At 39.6% G+C, this 22985-nt stretch carries 25 protein-coding genes, 1 tRNA gene and 1 pseudogene; 19 read left to right on the top strand and 8 right to left on the bottom strand.

Annotated elements, in window-relative coordinates; all coding sequences use genetic code 11:
• Positions 1-20: 20 nt before the first annotated feature.
• The gene (locus HT678_RS01860; RefSeq protein ID WP_023932624.1) at positions 21-680 is read right to left on the bottom strand and encodes an A24 family peptidase; all 660 of its coding nucleotides are present in this window, start codon (positions 678-680) and stop codon (positions 21-23) included.
• Positions 681-749: 69 nt separating this feature from the next.
• On the opposite strand from HT678_RS01860, the gene HT678_RS01855 reads away from it, so the two are divergent.
• From HT678_RS01855 to HT678_RS01830, 6 genes are all read left to right on the top strand, one after another.
• Positions 750-1205, top strand: coding sequence for a GNAT family N-acetyltransferase (locus HT678_RS01855; protein WP_172924550.1), 456 nt, complete (start codon positions 750-752; stop codon positions 1203-1205).
• 181 nt (positions 1206-1386) lie between these two features.
• Positions 1387-2388, top strand: coding sequence for a LacI family DNA-binding transcriptional regulator (locus HT678_RS01850; RefSeq protein ID WP_000230199.1), 1002 nt, complete (start codon positions 1387-1389; stop codon positions 2386-2388).
• A 153-nt stretch (positions 2389-2541) separates the two neighbouring features.
• Positions 2542-3459, top strand: coding sequence for a sugar ABC transporter permease (locus HT678_RS01845; protein WP_172924549.1), 918 nt, complete (start codon positions 2542-2544; stop codon positions 3457-3459).
• Positions 3460-3469: 10 nt separating this feature from the next.
• Positions 3470-4360 carry a carbohydrate ABC transporter permease gene (locus tag HT678_RS01840; RefSeq protein WP_000797956.1) on the top strand — a complete coding sequence of 297 codons (891 nt, stop codon included), beginning with the start codon at positions 3470-3472 and terminating at the stop codon, positions 4358-4360.
• A 28-nt stretch (positions 4361-4388) separates the two neighbouring features.
• Entirely contained in the window at positions 4389-6005 is a 1617-nt protein-coding gene (locus HT678_RS01835; RefSeq protein WP_000669750.1) for an ABC transporter substrate-binding protein, read from the top strand.
• 9 nt (positions 6006-6014) lie between these two features.
• Positions 6015-7334, top strand: a complete 1320-nt coding sequence (locus HT678_RS01830; RefSeq protein ID WP_000502536.1) for a glycoside hydrolase family 32 protein — start codon at positions 6015-6017, stop codon at positions 7332-7334.
• Between the two features lie 208 nt (positions 7335-7542).
• Here the strand turns inward: HT678_RS01830 and HT678_RS01825 are convergent.
• Positions 7543-7615: transfer RNA gene (locus tag HT678_RS01825), tRNA-Lys, on the bottom strand.
• Between the two features lie 264 nt (positions 7616-7879).
• A complete protein-coding gene (locus HT678_RS01820; RefSeq protein ID WP_001113218.1) occupies positions 7880-9151 on the bottom strand; it encodes a replication-associated recombination protein A in 1272 nt (423 codons plus the stop codon).
• A gap of 281 nt (positions 9152-9432) precedes the next feature.
• On the opposite strand from HT678_RS01820, the gene HT678_RS01815 reads away from it, so the two are divergent.
• From HT678_RS01815 to pepF, 10 genes are all read left to right on the top strand, one after another.
• A complete protein-coding gene (locus HT678_RS01815) occupies positions 9433-9654 on the top strand; it encodes a hypothetical protein (protein WP_000425689.1) in 222 nt (73 codons plus the stop codon).
• A gap of 154 nt (positions 9655-9808) precedes the next feature.
• Positions 9809-9997, top strand: coding sequence for a hypothetical protein (locus tag HT678_RS01810; protein ID WP_001862821.1), 189 nt, complete (start codon positions 9809-9811; stop codon positions 9995-9997).
• 136 nt (positions 9998-10133) lie between these two features.
• Positions 10134-10313: a type II toxin-antitoxin system HicA family toxin gene (locus tag HT678_RS01805; protein WP_001132281.1), complete on the top strand. Its 180-nt coding sequence runs from the start codon at positions 10134-10136 to the stop codon at positions 10311-10313.
• A gap of 36 nt (positions 10314-10349) precedes the next feature.
• A complete protein-coding gene (locus HT678_RS01800; RefSeq protein WP_000961810.1) occupies positions 10350-10802 on the top strand; it encodes a type II toxin-antitoxin system HicB family antitoxin in 453 nt (150 codons plus the stop codon).
• 290 nt (positions 10803-11092) lie between these two features.
• The gene (locus HT678_RS01795; protein ID WP_000257101.1) at positions 11093-11563 is read left to right on the top strand and encodes a DUF3013 family protein; all 471 of its coding nucleotides are present in this window, start codon (positions 11093-11095) and stop codon (positions 11561-11563) included.
• Positions 11564-11581: 18 nt separating this feature from the next.
• Positions 11582-12670, top strand: coding sequence for a site-2 protease family protein (locus tag HT678_RS01790; protein WP_000719722.1), 1089 nt, complete (start codon positions 11582-11584; stop codon positions 12668-12670).
• Positions 12651-13079 (top strand): NUDIX hydrolase, encoded by a 429-nt coding sequence (locus HT678_RS01785; RefSeq protein WP_000418168.1) that lies wholly within the window; start codon positions 12651-12653, stop codon positions 13077-13079. The genes HT678_RS01790 and HT678_RS01785 overlap by 20 nt, the downstream gene beginning before the upstream one ends.
• A 137-nt stretch (positions 13080-13216) precedes the next feature.
• Positions 13217-14167: a 50S ribosomal protein L11 methyltransferase gene (gene prmA, locus HT678_RS01780; RefSeq protein ID WP_000451162.1), complete on the top strand. Its 951-nt coding sequence runs from the start codon at positions 13217-13219 to the stop codon at positions 14165-14167.
• Position 14168: 1 nt separating this feature from the next.
• Positions 14169-14912 (top strand): 16S rRNA (uracil(1498)-N(3))-methyltransferase, encoded by a 744-nt coding sequence (locus HT678_RS01775; RefSeq protein WP_172924548.1) that lies wholly within the window; start codon positions 14169-14171, stop codon positions 14910-14912.
• 10 nt (positions 14913-14922) lie between these two features.
• Positions 14923-16719 (top strand): oligoendopeptidase F, encoded by a 1797-nt coding sequence (gene pepF, locus HT678_RS01770; RefSeq protein ID WP_050221100.1) that lies wholly within the window; start codon positions 14923-14925, stop codon positions 16717-16719.
• Between the two features lie 59 nt (positions 16720-16778).
• On the opposite strand, the gene HT678_RS01765 is transcribed toward pepF, so the two are convergent.
• Complete coding sequence (locus HT678_RS01765) at positions 16779-17456, bottom strand: metalloregulator ArsR/SmtB family transcription factor (protein WP_166731364.1); 678 nt, start codon at positions 17454-17456, stop codon at positions 16779-16781.
• A 267-nt stretch (positions 17457-17723) separates the two neighbouring features.
• On the opposite strand from HT678_RS01765, the gene HT678_RS01760 reads away from it, so the two are divergent.
• Genes HT678_RS01760 through HT678_RS01750 form a run of 3 tightly spaced genes read left to right on the top strand, consistent with a single transcriptional unit; the run spans position 17724 to position 20333 of the window.
• On the top strand, positions 17724-18836 hold the full coding sequence (locus HT678_RS01760; protein ID WP_172924547.1) for a ThiF family adenylyltransferase: 1113 nt from the start codon (positions 17724-17726) through the stop codon (positions 18834-18836).
• Entirely contained in the window at positions 18806-19576 is a 771-nt protein-coding gene (locus tag HT678_RS01755; protein WP_000966495.1) for an ABC transporter ATP-binding protein, read from the top strand. The genes HT678_RS01760 and HT678_RS01755 overlap by 31 nt, the downstream gene beginning before the upstream one ends.
• On the top strand, positions 19569-20333 hold the full coding sequence (locus HT678_RS01750) for an ABC transporter permease (RefSeq protein ID WP_000475591.1): 765 nt from the start codon (positions 19569-19571) through the stop codon (positions 20331-20333). The genes HT678_RS01755 and HT678_RS01750 overlap by 8 nt, the downstream gene beginning before the upstream one ends.
• 264 nt (positions 20334-20597) lie before the next feature.
• Here HT678_RS01750 and HT678_RS01745 read toward each other — a convergent pair.
• The 4 genes and pseudogenes from HT678_RS01745 to HT678_RS01730 all read right to left on the bottom strand — a co-directional run.
• Positions 20598-20846, bottom strand: a pseudogene (locus HT678_RS01745) (hypothetical protein); the annotation flags it as partial.
• 185 nt (positions 20847-21031) lie between these two features.
• A complete protein-coding gene (locus HT678_RS01740) occupies positions 21032-21799 on the bottom strand; it encodes a hypothetical protein (protein ID WP_055356752.1) in 768 nt (255 codons plus the stop codon).
• 16 nt (positions 21800-21815) lie between these two features.
• The gene (locus HT678_RS01735; protein WP_000054205.1) at positions 21816-22511 is read right to left on the bottom strand and encodes an ABC transporter ATP-binding protein; all 696 of its coding nucleotides are present in this window, start codon (positions 22509-22511) and stop codon (positions 21816-21818) included.
• Positions 22512-22515: 4 nt separating this feature from the next.
• Complete coding sequence (locus HT678_RS01730; protein ID WP_000119148.1) at positions 22516-22881, bottom strand: GntR family transcriptional regulator; 366 nt, start codon at positions 22879-22881, stop codon at positions 22516-22518.
• Positions 22882-22985: the final 104 nt, after the last annotated feature.

The raw sequence follows: 22985 nt of genomic DNA, 5'->3' as shown, positions 1-22985 counted from the left end.
ATGGCAAAAATTGGACTTTATCAAACAAGCAGTAGCTTACCAAAAATAATCACACAAGCAGCGAACAAGAGGAAAGGCACGAAAGGAAGTCTTTCCTTTTTCTTTTGCAGGAGAAAGGCTAGAATTCCTGTTGCAGAAGCAAACTGAATCAAGATGAGTAATTCAGTCACACTAAAGACGAGAGTACAAGAAGCTAAAAAGAGAAAATCCCCTGCGCCCATGCGAATATCGATAAAATGAGCCAAAATTCCAAGAACAAGGAAGAAAATCATGACCAGATTCCAGCCAGAGGAAGCCATGAGGATTAGGTGGAAAGTCATCCAGACCAGTAAGGGATATTCCTGATGGCGAAAGTCGTAGATACCCAAGGTCAAACCAGCGGTGATTAGGATGACTTGTCCCAAGGAGAGCCATCCCCAAGAGTAAAGCAGAAATATGAGTCCTAAGCCTAGTTCCAAAAGGGTATACCAGACAGGATAAGGAGCCTTGCAGTAGCGACAGCGAAAGCGATTGAAGACCTGCGAGAGAATCGGAATTAAATCTAAGGGACGCAAGCGAGTCTGACAGGAATCGCAGTGACTAGCCGGTCGGATAATGGATTGCTCTGGAAAGCGGTCAATGACCAAACCAAGAAAGGAAGCGAGAATGCTCCCAACAAGAAAAAAATAAAAATCAATCATACTTATCTATTCGTAAAAAATGGGAGAAGTAGTATAATGGAGAAACATAGATAAGATGGGGAGGAAAAGATGACAATTCGTTTTGAAGAAAAGGTGAGCCCAGAAAACGCTCAGCTCGTATGCCAATGGTCCAACTCCCTAGGCAAATCATTTCAAGAACAATGGATGGGAACAATGATTCCTTTTCCCTTGACAATTCAAGTCTTGCAAGAGTTGGAAGGAATCTTTTCAATCTTTGATGGACACGAGTTTGTCGGGCTTATCCAGAAAATCAGGCTAGAAGACAGCAATCTTCATATTGGAAGATTCTTTATCAACCCCCAGAAACAGGGGCAGGGCTTAGGTAGGCAGGCTTTAAGGAAATTTGTTAGTTTGGCCTTTGAAAATGAAGATATAGACAGTATTTCTTTAAATGTCCTCGAAGCAAATCAAAGAGCTCAGAATCTTTACCAAAAAGAAGGATTTGAAATCGTTCAAATGGTTGAAGCACCTGTACGGAAATATATTATGAAAAAGAGGAGATAGAAAGCAAACAAAGTCTTTTCCTGTGGTTGGTAGATTCCTATATATGAAATTGATGGGATTTTAGAAAGCCGATTGGAGTGATTTTATTCATGATGGGAAAAAGGGTCTGGACAAAAATGATTGAGAAATAGTTGCTAAAAAAGCGTTTGCATGATACTATATATTGAAAGGAGGTGATAAGATGGTAGAACAAAGAAAATCAATTACCATGAAAGATGTTGCTTTAGAAGCAGGAGTTAGTGTTGGAACAGTTTCACGTGTGATTAATAAAGAAAAAGGCATTAAAGAAGTAACCTTGAAAAAAGTGGAGCAAGCGATTAAAACTTTGAATTACATTCCAGATTACTATGCTAGAGGAATGAAAAAAAATCGAACAGAAACGATTGCAATCATTGTACCAAGTATCTGGCATCCCTTCTTTTCAGAATTTGCTATGCATGTGGAAAATGAAGTCTATAAGAGAAATAACAAATTACTCTTATGTTCTATCAATGGTACAAATAGAGAGCAAGACTATCTGGAGATGTTGCGTCATAATAAAGTTGATGGAGTGGTTGCCATTACCTATAGTCCAATTGAACATTACTTGACGTCAGGAATTCCCTTTGTTAGTATTGACCGCACATACTCAGATATTGCCATTCCTTGTGTTTCATCAGATAATGATGCAGGTGGAAGAGAAGCAGCTAAACAATTAATTAGTAAAGGATGTCAGCATTTAGCCTTTGTGGGCGGACATAATACAACCATTAATGAAACCAAACGTCGTAGAATTTCCTTTGAAAAGTATGTCCAAGAGCATAAAATACCTCTTAGTATTTTTGATTTGGATGAGACAGTTACTGACTATCATGGAAAGCTAGAGAGTTTCTTGGAAGACAATCATTCTATAGATGGAATTTTTACAATTAACGACTTTGCAGCTTTAGATGTTATTGATATACTAGAAAAAAATGGTAAACGTATTCCTCATGATGTCCAAATTATTGGATACGATGGAATTAAAATGGCTGGAGATAGAGATTATCTACTTTCAACTATTGAACAACCATTGGAAGAAATGGCAAAAGAAGCGGTTCGGATTTTGTTTGATATTATTGATGGAAAGACTGTTAATTTGCAGACAATCCTACCAGTGAAATTTGTTGAAGGAAAAACAACAAAAAATGAAAATAAGTCTTGACAGAAAACGCTAACAATGTTAGAATGAATTCAGATAAAAAAAGATTTATTTTTTTAAAACAAAAATGAAACGTTTCAAAAACAAAACAAATAGACAGCGCCAAGCGTTATCTTTTTCGACCAAAAATGAAACGTTTCAAAAAAGGAGGTTGCTATGAATAGCAAAGCGAAGCAAGTTTCTCTTTGGGAAAGAATCAAGAAACAAAAACTCTTGTTATTGATGACTGTCCCTGGTTTAGTTTTAACCTTTATCTTTAAATACATTCCTATGTACGGGGTTTTAATCGCATTTAAAGATTCCAATCCCTTAAAAGGAATTTTAGGGAGTGATTGGATTGGTTTTTCTGAGTTTACAAAATTCATATCCTCTCCCAACTTTGGTATCTTGTTAGCCAATACTTTAAAATTAAGTATCTATGGTTTATTGCTTGGCTTTTTACCACCAATCATTCTTGCTATTATGCTCAATCAACTCTTGAGTGAAAAAGTTAAAAAACGAATTCAGCTCATTTTATACGCACCAAACTTTATCTCAGTCGTTGTTATCGTTGGTATGATTTTCCTTTTCTTTTCAGTGGGAGGACCAATTAACAATTTTCTCTCTATGTTTGGAATGAAGGCTGACTTCTTGACAAATCCAGACTTCTTTAGACCTTTATACATCTTTAGTGGTATCTGGCAAGGAATGGGGTGGGCTTCAACGCTCTACACGGCAACGTTGGTAAATGTAGATCCAGCCTTAGTAGAAGCAGCACGACTGGATGGAGCCAATATCTTCCAACGAATCTGGCACATTGATATTCCAGCTCTTAAGCCTATTATGGTTATCCAATTTGTTTTAGCTGCAGGTGGAATCATGAATGTCGGATATGAAAAAGCATTCCTGATGCAGACATCGTTGAACTTGCCAACTTCTGAAATTATCTCTACATATGTCTATAAAGTTGGTCTTGTATCAGGAGACTATTCTTACTCAACAGCGGTTGGTTTGTTTAATGCAGTGATTAACGTAGTATTGCTAGTCGCGGTTAACCAAATCGTTAAACGCGTGAATAATGGTGAAGGAATTTAAGGAGGGAAGCATGAAAAATTCGATTATGGATACAAAATTTGATAGACGTATCTTACTCTTAAATAAAATCATTATTGTCTTTATCGTTTTGATAACCTTACTTCCTTTACTTTATATCGTCGTAGCATCCTTTATGGATCCTAAGGTTCTGGTTAGTAGAGGGATTAGCTTTAATCCAGCCGATTGGACGGTAGAAGGTTACCAGCGTGTATTCAGTGACCAATCTATTCTAAGAGGTTTTATCAATTCTCTACTATACTCTTTTGGCTTTGCGGCTTTAACAGTCTTGCTATCTGTGTTTACAGCTTATCCTCTTTCTAAGAAAGACTTGGTAGGGCGCCGTTGGATTAACTACTTCTTGATTGTAACCATGTTCTTTGGTGGTGGTTTAGTCCCAACTTACTTGCTGGTAAAAGATTTGGGCATGCTGAATACTCCATGGGCTATCATTGTTCCAGGTGCTGTCAATGTTTGGAATATTATTCTTGCTAGGGCTTATTTCCAAGGATTGCCTGAAGAATTAGTTGAAGCAGCGGTCATTGATGGTGCAAATGATTTACAGATTTTCTTCAAAATCATGCTTCCTCTTGCAAAACCAATTATGTTTGTTCTCTTCCTCTATGCTTTTGTCGGCCAGTGGAACTCATACTTTGATGCAATGATTTATATCAAGGATCCAAACTTGGAACCATTGCAACTAGTACTTCGTAAAATTCTCATTCAGAGCCAACCAGGTCAAGACATGATTGGAGCACAAGCGGCTATGAATGAAATGAAACGTTTAGCTGAATTGATTAAATACGCAACTATTGTCATTTCCAGCTTGCCATTGATTGTTATGTATCCATTCTTCCAAAAATACTTTGATAAAGGAATTATGGCTGGTTCACTTAAAGGATAAAAAAAGAAAAAATAAAAGGAGTTTTCTCATGAAATTCAAAACATTCTCAAAATCAGCAGTTTTGTTGACAGCTAGTTTAGCAGTACTTGCAGCCTGTGGCTCAAAAAATACAGCTTCAAGTCCAGATTATAAGTTGGAAGGTGTAACATTCCCGCTTCAAGAAAAGAAAACATTGAAGTTTATGACAGCCAGTTCACCGTTATCTCCTAAAGACCCAAATGAAAAGTTAATTTTGCAACGTTTGGAGAAGGAAACTGGCGTTCATATTGACTGGACCAACTACCAATCCGACTTTGCAGAAAAACGTAACTTGGATATTTCTAGTGGTGATTTACCAGATGCTATCCACAACGACGGAGCTTCAGATGTGGACTTGATGAACTGGGCTAAAAAAGGTGTTATTATTCCAGTTGAAGATTTGATTGATAAATACATGCCAAATCTTAAGAAAATTTTGGATGAGAAACCAGAGTACAAGGCCTTGATGACAGCACCTGATGGGCACATTTACTCATTCCCATGGATTGAAGAGCTTGGAGATGGTAAAGAGTCTATTCAAAGCGTCAACGATATGGCTTGGATTAACAAAGATTGGCTTAAGAAACTTGGTCTTGAAATGCCAAAAACTACTGATGATTTGATTAAAGTCCTAGAAGCTTTCAAAAACGGGGATCCAAATGGAAATGGAGAGGCTGATGAAATTCCATTTTCATTTATTAGTGGTAACGGAAACGAAGATTTTAAATTCCTATTTGCTGCATTTGGTATAGGGGATAACGATGATCATTTAGTAGTAGGAAATGATGGCAAAGTTGATTTCACAGCAGATAACGATAACTATAAAGAAGGTGTCAAATTTATCCGTCAATTGCAAGAAAAAGGCTTGATTGATAAAGAAGCTTTCGAACATGATTGGAATAGTTACATTGCTAAAGGTCATGATCAGAAATTTGGTGTTTACTTTACATGGGATAAGAATAATGTTACTGGAAGTAACGAAAGTTATGATGTTTTACCAGTACTTGCTGGACCAAGTGGTCAAAAACACGTAGCTCGTACAAACGGTATGGGATTTGCACGTGACAAGATGGTTATTACCAGTGTAAACAAAAACCTAGAATTGACAGCTAAATGGATTGATGCACAATACGCTCCACTCCAATCTGTGCAAAATAACTGGGGAACTTACGGAGATGACAAGCAACAAAATATCTTTGAATTTGACCAAGCAACTAACAGCCTCAAACACTTACCACTAAACGGAACTGCACCAGCAGAACTTCGTCAAAAGACTGAAGTAGGAGGACCACTAGCTATCCTAGATTCATACTATGGTAAAGTGACAACTATGCCAGATGATGCCAAATGGCGTTTGGATCTTATCAAAGAATATTATGTTCCTTACATGAGCAATGACAATAACTATCCAAGAGTCTTTATGACACAGGAAGATCTGGATAAGATTGCCCACATCGAGGCAGATATGAATGACTATATCTACCGCAAGCGCGCTGAATGGATTGTAAATGGCAATATTGATGCTGAGTGGGATGATTACAAGAAAGAACTTGAAAAATACGGACTTTCAGATTACCTCGCTATTAAACAAAAATACTACGACCAATACCAAGCAAACAAAAACTAGAGGTTGATTATGGGAGATAAGAAATACACAGTAGAAAAAGCCAATCGTTTTATAGCAGAAAATAAACATCTCGTAAATACTCAATATAAGCCTGAAGAACATTTTTCAGCTGAGATTGGTTGGATCAATGATCCAAATGGATTTGTCTATTTTCGTGGAGAATACCATCTCTTTTATCAATTCTATCCTTATGATAGTGTTTGGGGGCCTATGCACTGGGGACATGCTAAAAGTAAGGACTTGATGACTTGGGAGCACTTGCCGGTGGCACTTGCTCCTGACCAAGATTATGACCGCAATGGATGTTTCTCAGGTTCTGCCATTGTCAAGGATGATCGCCTCTGGCTCATGTATACTGGGCATATCGAAGAAGAAACAGGTGTTCGTCAAGTGCAAAATATAGCATTTTCAGACGACGGGATTCACTTTGAAAAGATTGAACAAAATCCAGTTGCAACTGGAGCAGACTTGCCAGATGAGTTGATTGCTGCTGATTTTCGTGATCCAAAACTCTTTGAAAAAGATGGACGCTATTACTCCGTAGTAGCTGCCAAACACAAGGATAATGTGGGCTGTATCGTTCTACTAGGGTCCGATAACCTAGTAGAATGGCAGTTCGAATCCATCTTTTTAAAAGGGGTAGAACACCAAGGCTTCATGTGGGAATGCCCAGATTACTTCGAGTTAGAGGGGAAAGATTGCCTTATTATGTCACCCATGCGTTATCAGCGTGAGGGAGACTCATATCATAACATCAACTCATCGGTTTTGTTCACGGGTAAGGTAGATTGGGGAGAAAAACGTTTTATCCCAGAATCAGTTCAAGAAATTGATCATGGCCAAGACTTCTATGCGCCTCAAACATTGTTGGACGATCAAAATCGTCGTATCCTGATTGCTTGGATGCAGACATGGGGGCGTACCCTTCCAACCCATGACCAAGAACACAAATGGGCATGTGCCATGACTTTACCTAGAATTCTAAGATTGGAAGATGGCAAACTAAGACAATTCCCTGTTAAAAAAGGCCAATATCAAATCCAAATAGATAAAGATTGTCATTACCGCTTAGGAAATGATACAGATTATCTTGAATTTGGTTATGTCAGTAATGCGCAGCAAGTTTACATTGATCGTAGCCATCTTGTTCAAAAAATTCTAGGTGAAGAAGAACAGGATACAAGCCGACGGTATGTAGATATTGAAGCTAAAGAATTGGATGTTATTTTAGATAAAAATTCCATCGAGATTTTTGTTAATCAAGGCAAAGCAAGCTTGACTGCAACTTATTACTTAACAGTGCCAGCTGAGCTATCACGAATCGATTAAAAATAAAGTTATTTCTCCTAAAGAAAAAGTTCTCTTTCTAAAATAGTGGAAAGAGGACTTTTTGTGTTTTGGGTATATAAGCTTAGTTTATGGTATTTGTAAAATTGGTGTTGGATTATGATTTAAACTAGTTTTCTAAAGAATTTGAAAAAAATTTTATTTAAGCAAAAAAAACCTTGGTTCCAAGGCTTTTCCTGTTGTATGTAGATGCCCCCTACAGGGATCGAACCTGTGACCCACGGATTAAGAGTCCGCTGCTCTGCCAGCTGAGCTAAGGAGGCAAAGAAAAAAGCTGTATTGGTGCCGAAACTTCACGGTTTGTATTGAACCCGCGCAATTAAGCAGGTGGGCAACTCGCTCTAACTGAAGCTGTTTCCGTGTGAGACGGCCTACATGCTGTTAGAAGACTTTTGTTTCCCTAATAATACAAAAAATAGTCGGTCAACACTTAAGTGTGAAGTCGTACACCACAGCGTTTCTATACTTATATGATACCACTTTTTCAAAAAAAATCAAGAGGAAAGTGCAATTTTTTGAAAAGGATTTCAGATTTTTCGCAAACGGTCGATAGCTTCCTTTCTTTGAGCCAAGGCCCGTTCATATTTACCAGTATCTTCTGCTTGGAAATAGTGATGATTACGAATTTTTTCTGGCAGATAGTCTTGCTTGACCCAATTTCCAGGATAGTTGTGTGGATAGAGATAGTCTTGGGCATTGCCAAGTTCCTTGCTTCCACTGTAGTGCCCATCACGCAGGTGTCGCGGAATAGGCAAGTGCCCTGATGTTTTGAGGTCAGCAAGTGCCTTATCCATAGCTACATAGGCTGAGTTGGATTTTGGAGAAAGGGCCAAATCAATCACGACATTGGCAATGAGAATGCGGGCTTCTGGGAACCCAATCTTCTGGGCAGCATCCAGAGCAGTCACGGTATGAATCTGGGCCTCAGGATTGGCTAAGCCAATATCTTCATAGGCGATAACAGTCAAGCGACGAGCGAGACTAGGCAGATCCCCAGCCTCAATCAAGCGGGCAGCATAGTGGAGACTGGCATCCACATCTGAGCCACGGATAGACTTTTGCAGGGCAGATAGAACATCATAGTGACCGTCTCCATCCTTGTCCATAGTGATGTAGCTTCTCTGAAGACTATTTTCCATGATGTCTAAGGTGATGTGGCGAATGCCCTTGTCATTCTCAGGGGTAGAGAGAACAGCCAAGTCCAGTGAGTTAAAGGCAGAGCGAAGGTCTCCGTTTGTAGAGGTTGCGATGAAATCCAGCGCATCCTCATCTAGTTCTATTGGAAAATCAAAACCACGTTCAGGGTTACTTAGAGCTATCTGCAGGGCCTCTTTGACGTCTTGGTTAGACAGAGGTTCCAACTCGAAAATTTGAACACGGCTACGAATGGCAGGAGTGACAGAGAAGAAAGGATTTTCAGTCGTTGCTCCAATCATGATGACCAGTCCACTTTCCAAGAGAGGCAAGAGGAAGTCTTGCTTGGTCTTATCTAGTCGATGAATTTCGTCTAGCAATAGGACGAGACCACCAGAAAATTTAGCTTCTTCCGAGATTTCTTGCAGTCGCTTTTTACTATCAACTGTCGCATTGAAAGTTCGAAAGGCATACTTGGTCGTTCCAGCGATGGCAGAGGCAATACTGGTTTTGCCGATTCCCGGAGGGCCATATAGAATCATGGAGGACAGGCGGTTGGCTTCCACCATGCGGCGGATGATTTTTCCAGGTCCGACCAGATGCTCCTGACCGATGACCTGGTCGATGGTTTTAGGGCGCATGCGAAGCGCGAGATTGTCTGGCATAGCAGTCCTTTCTAGCGTGGATTTGAGTAGAATGACTGATCTACTATATCCATTCTAGCCTATTAGTTGTGATATTTCAATGGTTTTGTAATAATCAGGGAGTGAGATAGAATCTTTTTTACTATTTAATTTAATGAGGAGAGGTATCAGCATGAGAGATTTGATTTTCTTTAAAGCTCAAAATAGGATAGTTGAGCCTAAAGAAGTGGAAGTGCTGACTTGAGAAATAATATTGCTGAATGTCATTGTATGAACTATAATGAAAAGAGAGGTGATAAGCAATGGAAATGATGGAACTACCAAGTCAGGAAATTTTGATTTTTACAAAACAAATTCGTCATTGGATTCTTAGTGATCAAGTTATTTCAGGGAAAAGAAAACTTTTCTTCCGGGAAGATACTCCAAAAGAGATTTTAGATTTGTACGAAAACATTAAATCTAAACTTGATTTTGCTTACCAAGAAGTTCATTCTAATAATGGGTTGAAAAAATATGAAAAATAGAATAATTGATGTTTTTGAAGTAGTAAATCGCCTCCTTGTAATAACTGTTGAAAATCCTGATTTTGAATACTTGAGAGTTAATCATACTCAATGAAAATCAAAGAGCAAACTAGGAAACTAGCCGCAGGCTGTACTTGAGTACGGTAAGGCGACGTTGACGTGGTTTGAAGAGATTTTCGAAGAGTATCAGTTTGTAAAAATTGGAGATAAAAAATATAGAGTACGCAGTGTTCCTATGATTCATTCAACTCCGCCTCAATCTGTCTTAGATCGAGATACTTTTACAATTGACTATACAGATGATGAATTGCTCGATAAAGAAGCAGTTTTTACTACTCATTAGAAAAATAGGTATGAATAAATTGGCTTCCCTTAGAACCACATCTAAGGGTTTTTATGTATAATAGAATAATAAGTATCACTCCTTTACAATACGTGTAACACGTGTTATAATGGTGTTGTCAGGAGGTAAAAGCGCTATGCCTATGACACAAAAAGAGATGGTTAAACTCCTTACGGCCCATGGTTGGATAAAGACTAGAGGCGGTAAAGGCTCCCATATTAAAATCGAGAAGCAAGGGGAAAGACCTATCACAATCCTTCATGGTGAGCTGAATAAGTACACTGAAAGAGGGATAAGAAAGCAAGCTGGGTTGTAAAATTCAGCCCCTGCTTTTTGATATGGAGGTAGTGAAATGTTAGTTACGTATCCAGCTTTATTTTATTATGACGACACAGACGGAACAGAAGCGACTTATTTTGTCCATTTCCCAGATTTTGAATACTCAGCTACACAAGGAGAGGGGATTTCTGAGGCTTTGGCTATGGGGTCGGAGTGGCTAGGGATAACTGTTGCAGATTTGATAGAGAGTGATGGAGAGTTACCTCAGCCATCAGATATCAATAGCTTGTCTTTAATTGATAATGATCCTTTTAAAGATGATGAAGATTTCGTGTCAACCTATGACCTTGATAAATCTTTTATTTCTATGGTATCTGTTGATGTATCAGAATACCTAGGAAGTCAGGAACCCATTAAAAAGACTTTGACCATACCAAAATGGGCAGATAAGTTGGGACGAGAAATGGGACTTAACTTTTCTCAGACTTTGACAGACGCTATTGCAGATAAGAAAGTTCAAGCCTAAGATTAAGCGTGGTATCGTGGTAATAGTCAATAAAAAAGCACGTCCACTTGTGCTAGTTACTCGCCTATTGATTTTATAGATTTATTAGCCCTTTCGCGGGCTTTTTATATTGATTTTTATGAGAAATGAAGAAATCAGACTTTTAAGAAAATCACTGATACCAAGGGTTTAAATGAGGTAATATGGTATAATTAGGACATAAAATAATTTTGTGGTAAGATGGTAGTATCTATTTTAGCATATTTCCGAGCAATCGGGGCGATTAAAGAGTCGCATAGAAAGAGGACAAAATGGCAACATACGGATTTTTAGATGTTTTAGAGGAAGAGTTGGACAAGAACTTTCCCTTTGACTTTGAGATTAGCTGGGACAAACGCAACCATGCGGTAGAAGTGAGTTTTCTATTGGAAGCGCAAAATGCTGCAGGTGTGGAGATGGTGGATGAAGACGGAGAGGTTTCATCAGATGACATTCTTTTTGAGGAAGCGGTCCTTTTCTACAATCCTGCCAAGTCAACAGTCAATGAGGAAGACTATTTGACTGTTATTCCTTACCTGCCTAAAAAAGGATTTTCCCGTGAATTTTTAGCTTATTTTGCCCTTTTCCTTAAAGATACTGCTGAGGTTGGGCTAGATACCCTCATGGACTTTTTGGAAGATCCAGAAGCAGAGGAATTTGTTATGGAATGGAATCAAGAAGTCTTTGAAGAAGGAAAAGTTGGCTTGGAAGAGGGAGAATTTTATCCTTATCCAAGATACTAGGAGTTGGTTGGAGGTGTTATGAAGAAAATTGGGACTTATTTGGTTTATGTGCTAGCTGTTGTCTTTATTATGCTAGCTTTTGCTTGTGGAACAATCGCATTTGCAGAGTTGGGGTATTCCGCAGTTTTAGCCTTTACTTTTGGTTATGCCTTCGCTCTTCTAAGCATGTATTTAATCTTTATTCTTCATGAACTGGGTCATGCTTTTTGTGGCTACTTGACAGGCTATCGGCTGGTGGCTTTTGGATTAGGACATTTTATTTTGACCAAAAAGTCAGGCAGGTTTCATCTTAGTAGAACAGCCATTCTGAAAAATGTTGGTGCTCAATACATTGGTTTAAAAGAGGATGAAAGCGATCAAAGAATCATCCTGATGCTTTCAGGAGGCTTGATGGTTCATCTCGGCTTGATATTATTGGCGATAGTGTTTGGATTTTTGACAAGAAGCTGGTATTTTGCAGGGACTTGGATTTTTCTTAATTTATCTTTCTTCCTAAATAACATTTTGCCAGTCGACATCACCGATGGAGCAAAAATTTGGGAATTACTACAACACCCTGAAAATACCAAATACGCCTACCTGGTATTGAGACATTCTGCTCAAACTTTGCTGGCTCCTCAAGAATATGATTTGAAAGACTTTGTTCAAGCAGTTCCTGAGGATGCACGAGGGAGTTTTGCGGATGGTGTATTAGGTATGCAAGGTGAAGTTTCCATTTTGGAAGGGAAGGAAGAAGTAGCTAAACAGCAGTTTCAAGCATTACTTGAGAGGACAACTACTCCGATGATGCAGACAGTTGCCCAACTATCCCTGCTTCATATCGCCTTGTTGGAAGGAGATTTTGAGCAAGCGGAGCAATATGCTAGTATTCGACAGGTCAAATCGTTTCTGTCTCTCAAACTGTCCAATCTTCAAGTGATACAAGCCTGGTATCAATTAAAGGTGAAGAAAGATGTAGATCGAACTCGTAAGGCTCTCAAGATTGCTAGACAGAAAATGGATAGTAGTCGAATGTTGAGGGACGAGAAACGCTATTATGAAAACTTGTTAGCAGAGCTGGAAAAGGAAATGTTAGAAGGAACTGAAGATGGAACTAGAAATTTCTGATTTCCAAGGTTGCAAGATTGCCCTCTTTTGTGGGGATAAGCTACTGACGATTTTGCGTGATGACAAGGACGATATCCCTTGTCCCAACATGTGGGAGTTGCCAGGTGGTGGCCGTGAAGGGGACGAAAGCCCTTTTGAATGCGCTCGGCGTGAAGTTTATGAGGAACTGGGAATTCATTTAGATGAAGACTGTCTGCTTTGGAGCAAGATTTATCCTAGCGTAATTTTTAAAGGCAAGAAATCGGTCTTTATGGTTGGTCAGCTAAGACAAGAACAATTTGACAATATCATCTTCGGAGATGAAGGACAGGGCTATCAGCTGATGAATGTTGAGGAATTTCTTAGTTCCAGTCAAGTTGTGCCTCAGTTGCAAGAGAGATTAAAAGATTATTTAAAAGTAAGTGATTAGAAAGGATGGTTCAGTTACATTTCTAAACTGAACCCGCCCTAAACACTGTGCCAAAAAGATAAACTTCTCTTAGACACAAACGTCTTCAGAGAGTTTCCTATTTTGGCTTTGTGTTTTACGGGCTTGGTATCTTAATAATGGAAACATGGCAAGAGTTAAAAGTTACAGTGAAGCGTGAGGGAGAGGAGTTGGTTTCCAATCTCTTGATTGAGCTGGGAGCGCAAGGGGTAGCAATTGAAGACAGCATGGACTATGTGGGAAATGTGGACCGATTCGGTGAAATTTTCCCAGAGGTGGAGCAACAGGAAGAAATCGTAGTGACCGCCTACTACCCTGAAACGGTTGATGTAGCAGCAGTTGAAGCGGATTTGCAGGCTCGTCTGGCAGAATTGACCGACTTTATGGACCTAGGAGAAGTCAAGATGGGCACGACTGCCTTGGCTGAGGAAGACTGGGCTGACAACTGGAAGAAGTATTATGAACCGGCACGCATCACCCATGACCTGACCATCGTACCGTCATGGACGGACTATGAGGCAACAGCAGGAGAAAAGATTATCAAGCTGGATCCTGGTATGGCCTTTGGGACAGGGACCCACCCAACAACCAAGATGAGCCTCTTTGCCTTGGAACAGGTTCTTCGTGGTGGCGAAACAGTGCTAGATGTAGGGACTGGTTCAGGGGTTCTTTCTATTGCAAGCTCACTCCTAGGTGCCAAGGAGATTTTCGCCTATGACTTGGATGATGTGGCGGTTCGTGTGGCTCAGGAAAATATTGAGCTCAACACTGGTATGGAAAATATCCATGTAGCAGCAGGAGACTTGCTTAAGGGAGTTGAGATTGAAGCAGATGTCATCGTGGCTAATATCTTGGCGGATATTCTCATTCATCTGACGGAGGATGCTTATCGCTTGGTAAAGGATGAAGGCTACCTCATCATGAGTGGCATTATCAAGGACAAGTGGGACATGGTGCGCGAGTCGGCTGAGTCAGCTGGATTTTTCCTTGAAACCCACATGGTTCAAGGGGAATGGAATGCCTGTGTCTTTAAGAAAACCAAGGATATTTCAGGTGTGATTGGAGGCTAGCATGCAGCAGTATTTTGTCAAGGGGAGTGCAGTCTCTCCTGTCACCATCGAGGACAAGGAAACCAGCAAGCATATGTTTCAGGTTATGCGCCTGAAAGAAGATGATGAAGTGACCTTGGTCTTTGATGATGGCATAAAACGTTTGGCGTGCGTGCTGGATGTGGAAGCCCGTCAGTTTGAGTTGGTCCAAGAATTAGCTGACAATGTGGAATTACCAATCCAAGTGACCATCGCATCTGGATTTCCCAAGGGAGACAAGCTGGAGTTCATCGCTCAAAAAGTAACCGAACTGGGTGCTAGCCAAATCTGGGCCTTTCCTGCCGACTGGTCAGTTACCAAGTGGGATGGCAAGAAATTGGGTAAAAAGGTTGAAAAATTAGAAAAAATTGCCCTTGGAGCAGCAGAACAAAGCAAGCGTAATGTTGTTCCAAGTATCAAGCTTTTCGAGAAAAAAGCCGATTTTCTAGCTCAGTTGGACCAGTTTGACTCTATCATAGTAGCTTATGAAGAGTCTGCTAAAGACGGTGAAGCCACTGCTCTCTTGCAAGCAGTCTCTGGTCTTGAAAAAGGAGCCAAATTGCTCTTTATATTTGGACCAGAAGGCGGTCTGTCACCTGCAGAAATTGAGAGTTTCGAAGCTAAGGGAGCAGTATTGGCAGGACTTGGCCCTCGTATCTTGCGAGCAGAAACAGCACCGCTTTACGCCTTATCAGCCCTTAGTGTTTTAGTAGAATTAGAGAAATAAGAGGAAGAAAATGGAACAAAAACACCGTTCAGAATTTCCAGAGAAGGAACTCTGGGACTTAACAGCCCTATACCAAGACCGTGAGGATTTCTTGCGTGCAATCGAGAAAGCTCGCGAAGACATCAACCAGTTTAGCCGTGATTACAAGGGCAATCTTCACACTTTTGAGGATTTCGAGAAGGCCTTTGCGGAATTGGAACAGATCTACATTCAGATGAGCCATATTGGCAACTATGCTTTTATGCCTCAGACGACGGACTATAGCAATGACGAATTTGCCAATATTGCCCAAGCTGGGATGGAATTTGAAACAGCTGCCAGCGTAGCCTTGACCTTCTTTGACGATGCCTTGGTGGCAGCAGACGAGGAAGTCTTGGACCGTTTGGGTAAATTGCCACATTTAACAGCTGCCATTCGTCAGGCTAAAATCAAAAAAGCCCACTATCTAGGGGCTGATGTGGAGAAGGCCTTGACAAATCTCGGTGAAGTTTTCTATAGTCCGCAGGACATTTATACTAAGATGCGCGCTGGGGATTTTGAAATGGCTGACTTTGAAGCCCATGGCAAGACCTATAAAAACAGCTTTGTCACCTATGAGAATTTCTACCAAAATCACGAGGATGCTGAGGTTCGTGAGAAATCCTTCCGTTCCTTCTCAGAGGGACTTCGTAAGCACCAAAATACGGCTGCAGCAGCCTATCTGGCTCAGGTCAAGTCTGAAAAACTCTTGGCTGATATGAAGGGATATGACTCTGTCTTTGACTATCTTCTAGCTGAACAAGAAGTGGACCGTGTCATGTTTGATCGCCAGATTGACCTCATCATGAAGGACTTTGCACCAGTCGCTCAGAGATACCTCAAGCATGTTGCCAAGGTAAATGGTCTTGAAAAGATGACCTTTGCAGACTGGAAATTGGACTTGGACAGCGCCCTCAATCCTGAAGTGACTATTGACGATGCCTATGATTTGGTCATGAAGTCGGTAGAACCTTTGGGGCAAGAATATTGTCAGGAAGTTGCTCGTTACCAAGAAGAGCGCTGGGTGGACTTTGCTGCTAACAGTGGCAAGGATTCCGGTGGTTATGCGGCGGACCCATATCGCGTACACCCTTATGTCCTCATGAGCTGGACAGGCCGTTTGAGCGATGTCTATACCTTGATTCATGAAATCGGGCATTCTGGTCAATTCATCTTTTCAGACAATCATCAAAGCTATTTCAACGCCCACATGTCGACCTATTATGTTGAAGCACCGTCGACCTTCAATGAATTGCTACTCAGTGATTACTTAGAGAACCAGTCTAATGACCCACGTCAAAAACGCTTCGCTCTGGCTCATCGCTTGACAGACACCTACTTCCATAATTTCATCACCCACCTCTTGGAAGCCGCCTTCCAGCGTAAGGTGTATACATTGATTGAAGAAGGGGAGACCTTTGGAGCAAGCAAGCTCAACAGCATTATGAAGGAAGTTTTGACGGATTTCTGGGGAGATGCTATTGAAATTGACGATGATGCAGCTTTGACTTGGATGCGCCAAGCTCACTACTATATGGGCTTGTATAGTTACACTTACTCTGCTGGTCTTGTCATCTCGACAGCTGGTTACCTTCATCTAAAACATTCTGAAACTGGAGCTGAAGACTGGCTCAATCTCCTTAAATCAGGTGGTAGCAAGACACCACTTGAGTCAGCCATGATTATCGGTGCTGATATTTCAACAGACAAACCACTCCGTGATACCATCCAATTCTTGTCTGACACAGTTGACCAGATTATCGCCTACAGTGCTGAGTTGGGGGAGTAAGGGGATAGAGAGGTTGTTATAGAATGGGTATGGACAGTTATTTGCTTAAAAGTCCATGTTTAAATCCCCCATTCCCTTTCGAGGAATTCTTTTCCCTTCTCTGTAATGGTAAGTGAACGTGGCGTTTGTGCAGGGATGACCAATTGTTTTTCACTGAAAAATTCTAAAAGAGCATTGCCGAGAGCTCCGCCGACATGATTTTTACGTTCGCTCCAATCCAAACATTTAGGGCAAAATTTCCGTTTTTTCTTTTTCAATTCATCCGTATCAATGTGTAATTTTCTTTGGAAATAAGACTTCCCAGCTTCAGTGAGTTGGAAGTCTTTTTCTGATTCGCTGAGGAGATTTTCTTGCAAGAGATAATTGGTAATGGAAATGCCAAGCTCACCAGCAATATGGTCATAGCAGGTGCGAGCGACCTTTAATTCCTTTTTGTGAATGTGTTGTTTATAACTTTTGACATCACGCTGAGGAGAGTAGAAGCTGAGAAATTCCAGCATTTCTGCAATGGCAGCACTTTTTAAAGAATAATAATGAAAACGTCCATAGGTTTGTAGAGTGGTTACCTGTGCTTCGGTAAGTAATTTGAGGTGATAGCTGACAGTATGTTGCTTGATTTTGGTAAAGCTGGCAATTTCGTTAACCGTGTGAGCTTTTCCATCCATTAGAATATCTAAAATGTGCATCCGAGAAGGGTCTGATAAGAGTTTTGTGATGATGAAAATATCTGGTTCCATAAAAATTTTCTCCAAATTTCATATATCGATGATTTTCTATCTTTTATTATACTATAATTAAAGCACAAGATAAATAGATTTTTAAAATGTTTTACTAGAGAATATTTTAAATTTTATTGTCTGAGTTTAAATGGAGGTAAAATTACAAAAGTAATTGCAGCAGTATCCACAGTTGAAGGACGTTAATCTTAAGATTACATTCTCAACATTTTTTCAAAAGTGAATGGATTTTTCCATTCCTTTTGTCTATTTTAGGAGGAAATAGAATTGAATTTACCTAAAATTAAAGATATTCATAGTGTCCTATTTTTAAAGGATAAAATTAGATTAGGTATAGGAAAAGATTATGGTATTGAGATTGAGAATCTGGATGAGAAGTATACTCAGCTCATTAAGCTCCTCAATGGACAATACACAATCAATGAAATTTGTAGTTTAGTTGATAACTTGTCTTCTAATGATGTAGAAGAAAGTATTTCTTTACTAGATACACTAGGGTATTTGGAGGATAATTTTGTTACTACAACTGAATTAACTTCAGAAGAATTGGACAGATATTCCGTAAATCTTAACTTTTTTAATACTTTAGATACATTATCTTTAACAAAATATGATTATCAGTTAAAATTAAAAAAGACGCGTATTTTGCTCTTAGGTATTGGCGGTATAGGAAGTAATATCTGTCTAGCATTGGCTGAATTAGGTATAGGGCATATTACAGCAGTTGATTTTGATACGGTCGAAGCTAGTAATCTCAATAGACAAATTTTGTATTCGACATCTGATATTGGAAAAAGAAAAGTAGAGGCTGCAAAAGAGTCGCTTAGAAAGTTTAATCCTTTAATTGAATTTGAGGTACTTGATAAAGAGATAGGTTCAAAAGAGGATGTCGATGAGTTAATAAAAACTTCAAAATGTGATATCGTAGTAAATGTTGCAGATTATCCAACAGGCTATATTGATTTTTGGGTCAATGAAGCCTGTGTTCAATACAATAAATTATGTCTGTCTGCTGTGGTTGGTAAGAAAAATGGGAAAGTATATTCAATTATTCCGTATAAAGCAGCGTGCTATTACTGTCAGTTTTTAGAGGATTTGGAAAAAATTCCTGAGTATGCTGAAGAGTTGGAGACCGTTCGTACAATGACAAATTCATTGGAACTAGAGATGTTCAGAACTCCGAATGGTGCTTTAGGTCCTGCTTATCTATTTCAAGGGTATTTTATTTCGTTTGAAATTTTAAGATATATTTTTTGGGGAGACGAAGCATTGCTAACATTTAATAAAAGATTCTCAATTGACTTTATAACATTCGAACAACATTTTGATGAATTAACAAAGTATCCAACATGCTCTATTTGTGGGGGAAAGAAAGAGTGAAGAAGTTAAGTGTTAAAAATCTAAAAAAGCAATATGGTTCTTATGAAGCTGTCAAGGGAATTAGCTTTGAATTGGGAGAAGGAGAGTGTTTGGGGATCTTGGGAATCAACGGTGCTGGCAAAACATCCACTTTAAAGATGATTTACTCACTGACCTCAATTTCCTCAGGAGAGATTGATATCTTGGGGCAAAATATTGAAACCAATCGTCGTAAGAGTAAATCTTGTCTGGGTATTGTAGGGCAGGAGGATATGCTGGACATGACCTTGAATGTTTATGATAATCTTTTTGCTCACGGTCTATGTTATGGTATCTCATCTGTCGAACTTAGGAAGAGAATCGATTCTCTCTTGGATTTTGTTCAACTGAGCAAACATGCGCAAAAGATGGTGAATCAGCTGTCGGGTGGGATGCGACGACGTCTTGTCTTGGCAAGAGCTCTCATCAATCGGCCTGATATTATCATTTTAGATGAACCGACAGTTGGTTTAGACATTCAATCCCGCAATATTATTTGGGATAAACTTTTGGAGTTGAAGGAATTAGGTGTTTCTATCATTATTACTTCCCACTATATGAATGAGATTGAATATTTGACAGATAGGGTGCTGATGCTCCACCAAGGGACTATCAAAGAAGAAGGAACTGTAGAAGACTTGCTCATCAAGTATGATGCTGACAACCTTGAGACGCTTTTTTTGGGGTTGACTGGGACAGAGAAGGAGGACTTGCATGTTTAAGTTATCATTTCAGTCCATCGGACACGTTGTGGTACGCAACTACATGAGTTTTAGAAATTTATTTAAAATTTCAATTGTCCCCAACCTTATCGACCCCCTCTTTTATCTTTTAGCAATGGGATTTGGAGTTGGTGCCTACTTGACGCATGTTAACGGTATGCTCTACCGTGATTTTGTCATTACAGGTTTAATTGCTGCGACTGCCATGTCTGCGGCCACCGCAGAAACAACGGTCAATGCCTTTATCCAGTATAAGATTGAAAAGACTTATGATGCTATGTTGATGACGCCAATCAATACGAGTGATATTGTGGTGGGTCAGGCTATCTGGGCAGGTATTCGTGCAGTGATTTTCGGTGGGATTTTTTGGCTGATTTCCATGCTTATCACAGCGCATTTTCATGTCTTGATGTTATTGATTCCTCTGATTTTATTTATAGTGGGTTATTTGTTTGGTGTTTTAGGACTAATCTTTACCTACTTGGCACCGTCTAGGGAATTTCTGAATTACTACAATGTTTTGGTAATCCGTCCTCTTTATATGTTTTCAGATACCTTCTTTCCCATTACTTCCTTGCCCCCAATACTTGGTGATTTGACTTGGTTTTCTCCCTTGTATCACGCTACCTGCATGATTCGTATTATATGGGGAGGTGAGGTGACAGGTTTGTATCTTCATCTTATCTGGTTGATAGCCTTGGCGCTCTTGATAACGGTGCTTCCTATGTATATGTTACATCGTAGATATTATAGATAGTCTAATTATTTGTGATGTTGTAGTCATATTCTAATTTATACTAAACGTTATTCGAATTTGGACAGGTATGGGAACTGTGCCTATCAATATTGTAATGTATGGAAGTTGAAATAGTACGGTTCAGTTTTTAAAATATTGTTAGAAATTATAGTGAAATGAAATAAGAACAGGATAAATCGATCAGGACAGTCAAATCGATTTCTAAGAATGTTTTAGAAGTAGAGGTGTACTATTCTAGTTTCAATCTACTATGTTTTAAATTCCCTAATCAATTTGTATAGTCTTTATTTCATTGCCAAATTTCAAGTTCTCCATCAAGAAGTCTTCTCTGGGGGACTTGTAGTTCAAGTGTTTTTTAGGATAGTTATTAATCCAATTTTCGATGAATGCGACTTCTTTGGGAGTCGTTTTCTTAGTTCCTTTAGGTAACCATCTCCGAATGAGCCTATTGTGATTCTCATTAGTTCCCCTTTCCCAAGAGACATAGGGGGGTGCATAATAGATATGCTCCTTAGCACTGCTTTGAGGTTGTNNACCATACCTACGGCAAGGTGAAGCTGATGTAGTTTGAAGAGATTTTCGAAGAGTATTAATTGGTTAGAAGGATTCGTCTGTAAGATAAAGTTAGACGGAAAATGAGATAAAATCAAAAAGGATAGCCTCTCTGTGATGAGATGTTATCCTTTTTGATTTTAAAACTATTGCAAGTTAACCTTGTTTCTCAAAATATAGTAGGTTCCGAGATAAAAGATAGCTATGAATATGAGTTCTTCAACAATGCCTATGCTTGCTCCCATATAGAAATTATCATTAAATCCTGCAAGTGAATTGACATAGAAGTTAGTACTGGTATTGAAGAAGACTTCAATAAAGCCAATGACGATTTGGATCCCAATGTAGGCTGCAACAGCGAGTGCTGTACGGTATTCATTGAAAAGCTGTCCAATGGAAATAGCCAAGTAGATGCAGAGGATTCCAGAAACGGTATTTAGTAGGAAGGATAACCCCACAAGAGAGAGTTGAGGAAGGTATGTTCCTACAAGTGGGAACAAGTCATAATGTGACATCCATTCTGGAACCGTTATAGTCACAATAAGAAAAGCACTTAGAGCCAGTACAGCCGAGCTAAGTATAGACCAGATAAAGGCTCCGACTAATTTAGCAGTGATGATATAGTGCTCAGAAACTGGCAAGGTCAAAGTCAGATAGCCTTGGCGGTCATAGACACTACCTTTGAAGCGTTTGATAATCAAGAAAATGGTTGAAATCCCAAGTGTAATTATCAAGCCACCAAAGACGAGAGCCAGAAAGATAAATAGGAAAGGTTGGCTATCTTTGAAAGATATATAATTATAGTAGTGTCCTTGCATTCCTAGGGGGACTGAAAGGACTAGCACGGCTGCGTAGAGGGCTAAATACCACTTGTTAACATTTTTAAATTCGTAGCGAACTAAATTCCAAAACATAAATAATCTCCTTTGCTTAGGCCTTAAATTCCTGACGGAAGAGCTGGTCAATGGATTCACCAGACTCATAGCGAATATCATCTACATTGCCTTGACGGACGACTTTTCCGTCTTTGAGGAAGACAATTTCATCCAAGATTGGCTCGATATCAGAAATCAAGTGGGTAGAAATCAAAACGGTAGAAGTTGGGGAGTAGTTGTTGATAATGGTATTGAGGATATACTCACGGGCTGCTGGATCCACCCCACCAATGGGTTCGTCCAGAACGTAAAGACGAGCATCACGGCTCATAACCAAAATCAGTTGTACCTTTTCCTTGTTTCCTTTTGATAGTTTCTTGAGACGACTATTTTCATCAATGCCGAGGTCTGCAAGTAGATGATGGGCGCGTTCAAGATTGAAATCTTTATAGAAGGTCTTGAAGTAGGTTAGGGCTTCTTTGACCTTCATTTGCTCATTGAGATAGGTGGTATCAGGCAAATAAGCTACGATAGCCTTGGTTGCTGGGCTTGGGTCCATGTCGTTGATAAGGACGCGTCCTTGATCTGGTTGTAAGAGGCCGTTGATTAGTTTAATCAGGGTTGTTTTTCCTGAGCCGTTTGGGCCAAGGAGACCAACAATTTTTCCAGCTGGGATCTCAAGGGAAACATTTTCAAGGGCTGGGGTTGCTCCATAAGATTTGGATACATTTTCAAATGCTAGTAATGACATAGGCTTAAACTCCTTTAATATAATCGCCGACTACGCTTGGTAGTTCTTCTTTTTCATAGCCAAAATGGGTCATGGAGGAAACGAAGTGTTCCAATTCTTCTTCTGATAATTGTTTGCGCGATTGGGCGATCAGCTCTTTATCTTCAGTCACAAATCGTCCAGTTGTGCGCTTGCTGTAGACAAATCCTTCTCGTTCAAGGTCTGACAAGGCTCTTTGGATGGTGTTTGGATTGACACCGGCCTCGCTCGCTAGCTCTCTCACGGTTGGAAGTTGTTGATTGGCTTCCAGTGTATGGGAAACAATCTGAAGCTTGATTTTCTCCATAATCTGTAAATAGATGGGTTTTTTGTTGTCAAATGTCCAGGACATCTTGGTCTCCTTTCTTTTATCTTTTTGTCTCAATTAAATAATACAATAAAACAAAAAACTTGTCAAGCAAAAAGAAGAATTGTTTTGGGAATCGTTTAAAAAAT

This window comes from Streptococcus sp. 3167, from assembly GCF_013277175.1.
GTDB lineage: Bacteria > Bacillota > Bacilli > Lactobacillales > Streptococcaceae > Streptococcus > Streptococcus pseudopneumoniae.
The sequence above is the reverse complement of the archived record's forward strand: the minus strand, read 5'-3'. Positions and strand labels throughout refer to the sequence as shown.

Excerpts from the sequence above, each read along its gene's own strand:
- HT678_RS01860 (WP_023932624.1), bottom strand. The coding sequence starts at position 680 with ATGATTGATTTTTATTTTTTTCTTGTTGGGAGCATTCTCGCTTCCTTT.
- HT678_RS01735 (WP_000054205.1), bottom strand. The coding sequence starts at position 22,511 with ATGTCATTACTAGCATTTGAAAATGTATCCAAATCTTATGGAGCAACC.
- prmA (WP_000451162.1), top strand. The coding sequence starts at position 13,217 with ATGGAAACATGGCAAGAGTTAAAAGTTACAGTGAAGCGTGAGGGAGAG.
- HT678_RS01840 (WP_000797956.1), top strand. The coding sequence starts at position 3,470 with ATGAAAAATTCGATTATGGATACAAAATTTGATAGACGTATCTTACTC.
- HT678_RS01750 (WP_000475591.1), top strand. The coding sequence starts at position 19,569 with ATGTTTAAGTTATCATTTCAGTCCATCGGACACGTTGTGGTACGCAAC.
- HT678_RS01800 (WP_000961810.1), top strand. The coding sequence starts at position 10,350 with ATGTTAGTTACGTATCCAGCTTTATTTTATTATGACGACACAGACGGA.
- HT678_RS01805 (WP_001132281.1), top strand. The coding sequence starts at position 10,134 with ATGCCTATGACACAAAAAGAGATGGTTAAACTCCTTACGGCCCATGGT.
- HT678_RS01820 (WP_001113218.1), bottom strand. The coding sequence starts at position 9,151 with ATGCCAGACAATCTCGCGCTTCGCATGCGCCCTAAAACCATCGACCAG.
- HT678_RS01740 (WP_055356752.1), bottom strand. The coding sequence starts at position 21,799 with ATGTTTTGGAATTTAGTTCGCTACGAATTTAAAAATGTTAACAAGTGG.
- HT678_RS01830 (WP_000502536.1), top strand. The coding sequence starts at position 6,015 with ATGGGAGATAAGAAATACACAGTAGAAAAAGCCAATCGTTTTATAGCA.
- HT678_RS01785 (WP_000418168.1), top strand. The coding sequence starts at position 12,651 with ATGGAACTAGAAATTTCTGATTTCCAAGGTTGCAAGATTGCCCTCTTT.
- HT678_RS01835 (WP_000669750.1), top strand. The coding sequence starts at position 4,389 with ATGAAATTCAAAACATTCTCAAAATCAGCAGTTTTGTTGACAGCTAGT.
- HT678_RS01765 (WP_166731364.1), bottom strand. The coding sequence starts at position 17,456 with ATGGAACCAGATATTTTCATCATCACAAAACTCTTATCAGACCCTTCT.
- HT678_RS01855 (WP_172924550.1), top strand. The coding sequence starts at position 750 with ATGACAATTCGTTTTGAAGAAAAGGTGAGCCCAGAAAACGCTCAGCTC.
- HT678_RS01755 (WP_000966495.1), top strand. The coding sequence starts at position 18,806 with ATGCTCTATTTGTGGGGGAAAGAAAGAGTGAAGAAGTTAAGTGTTAAA.
- HT678_RS01850 (WP_000230199.1), top strand. The coding sequence starts at position 1,387 with ATGGTAGAACAAAGAAAATCAATTACCATGAAAGATGTTGCTTTAGAA.
- HT678_RS01795 (WP_000257101.1), top strand. The coding sequence starts at position 11,093 with ATGGCAACATACGGATTTTTAGATGTTTTAGAGGAAGAGTTGGACAAG.
- HT678_RS01815 (WP_000425689.1), top strand. The coding sequence starts at position 9,433 with ATGGAAATGATGGAACTACCAAGTCAGGAAATTTTGATTTTTACAAAA.
- HT678_RS01730 (WP_000119148.1), bottom strand. The coding sequence starts at position 22,881 with ATGTCCTGGACATTTGACAACAAAAAACCCATCTATTTACAGATTATG.
- HT678_RS01845 (WP_172924549.1), top strand. The coding sequence starts at position 2,542 with ATGAATAGCAAAGCGAAGCAAGTTTCTCTTTGGGAAAGAATCAAGAAA.
- HT678_RS01775 (WP_172924548.1), top strand. The coding sequence starts at position 14,169 with ATGCAGCAGTATTTTGTCAAGGGGAGTGCAGTCTCTCCTGTCACCATC.
- HT678_RS01790 (WP_000719722.1), top strand. The coding sequence starts at position 11,582 with ATGAAGAAAATTGGGACTTATTTGGTTTATGTGCTAGCTGTTGTCTTT.
- pepF (WP_050221100.1), top strand. The coding sequence starts at position 14,923 with ATGGAACAAAAACACCGTTCAGAATTTCCAGAGAAGGAACTCTGGGAC.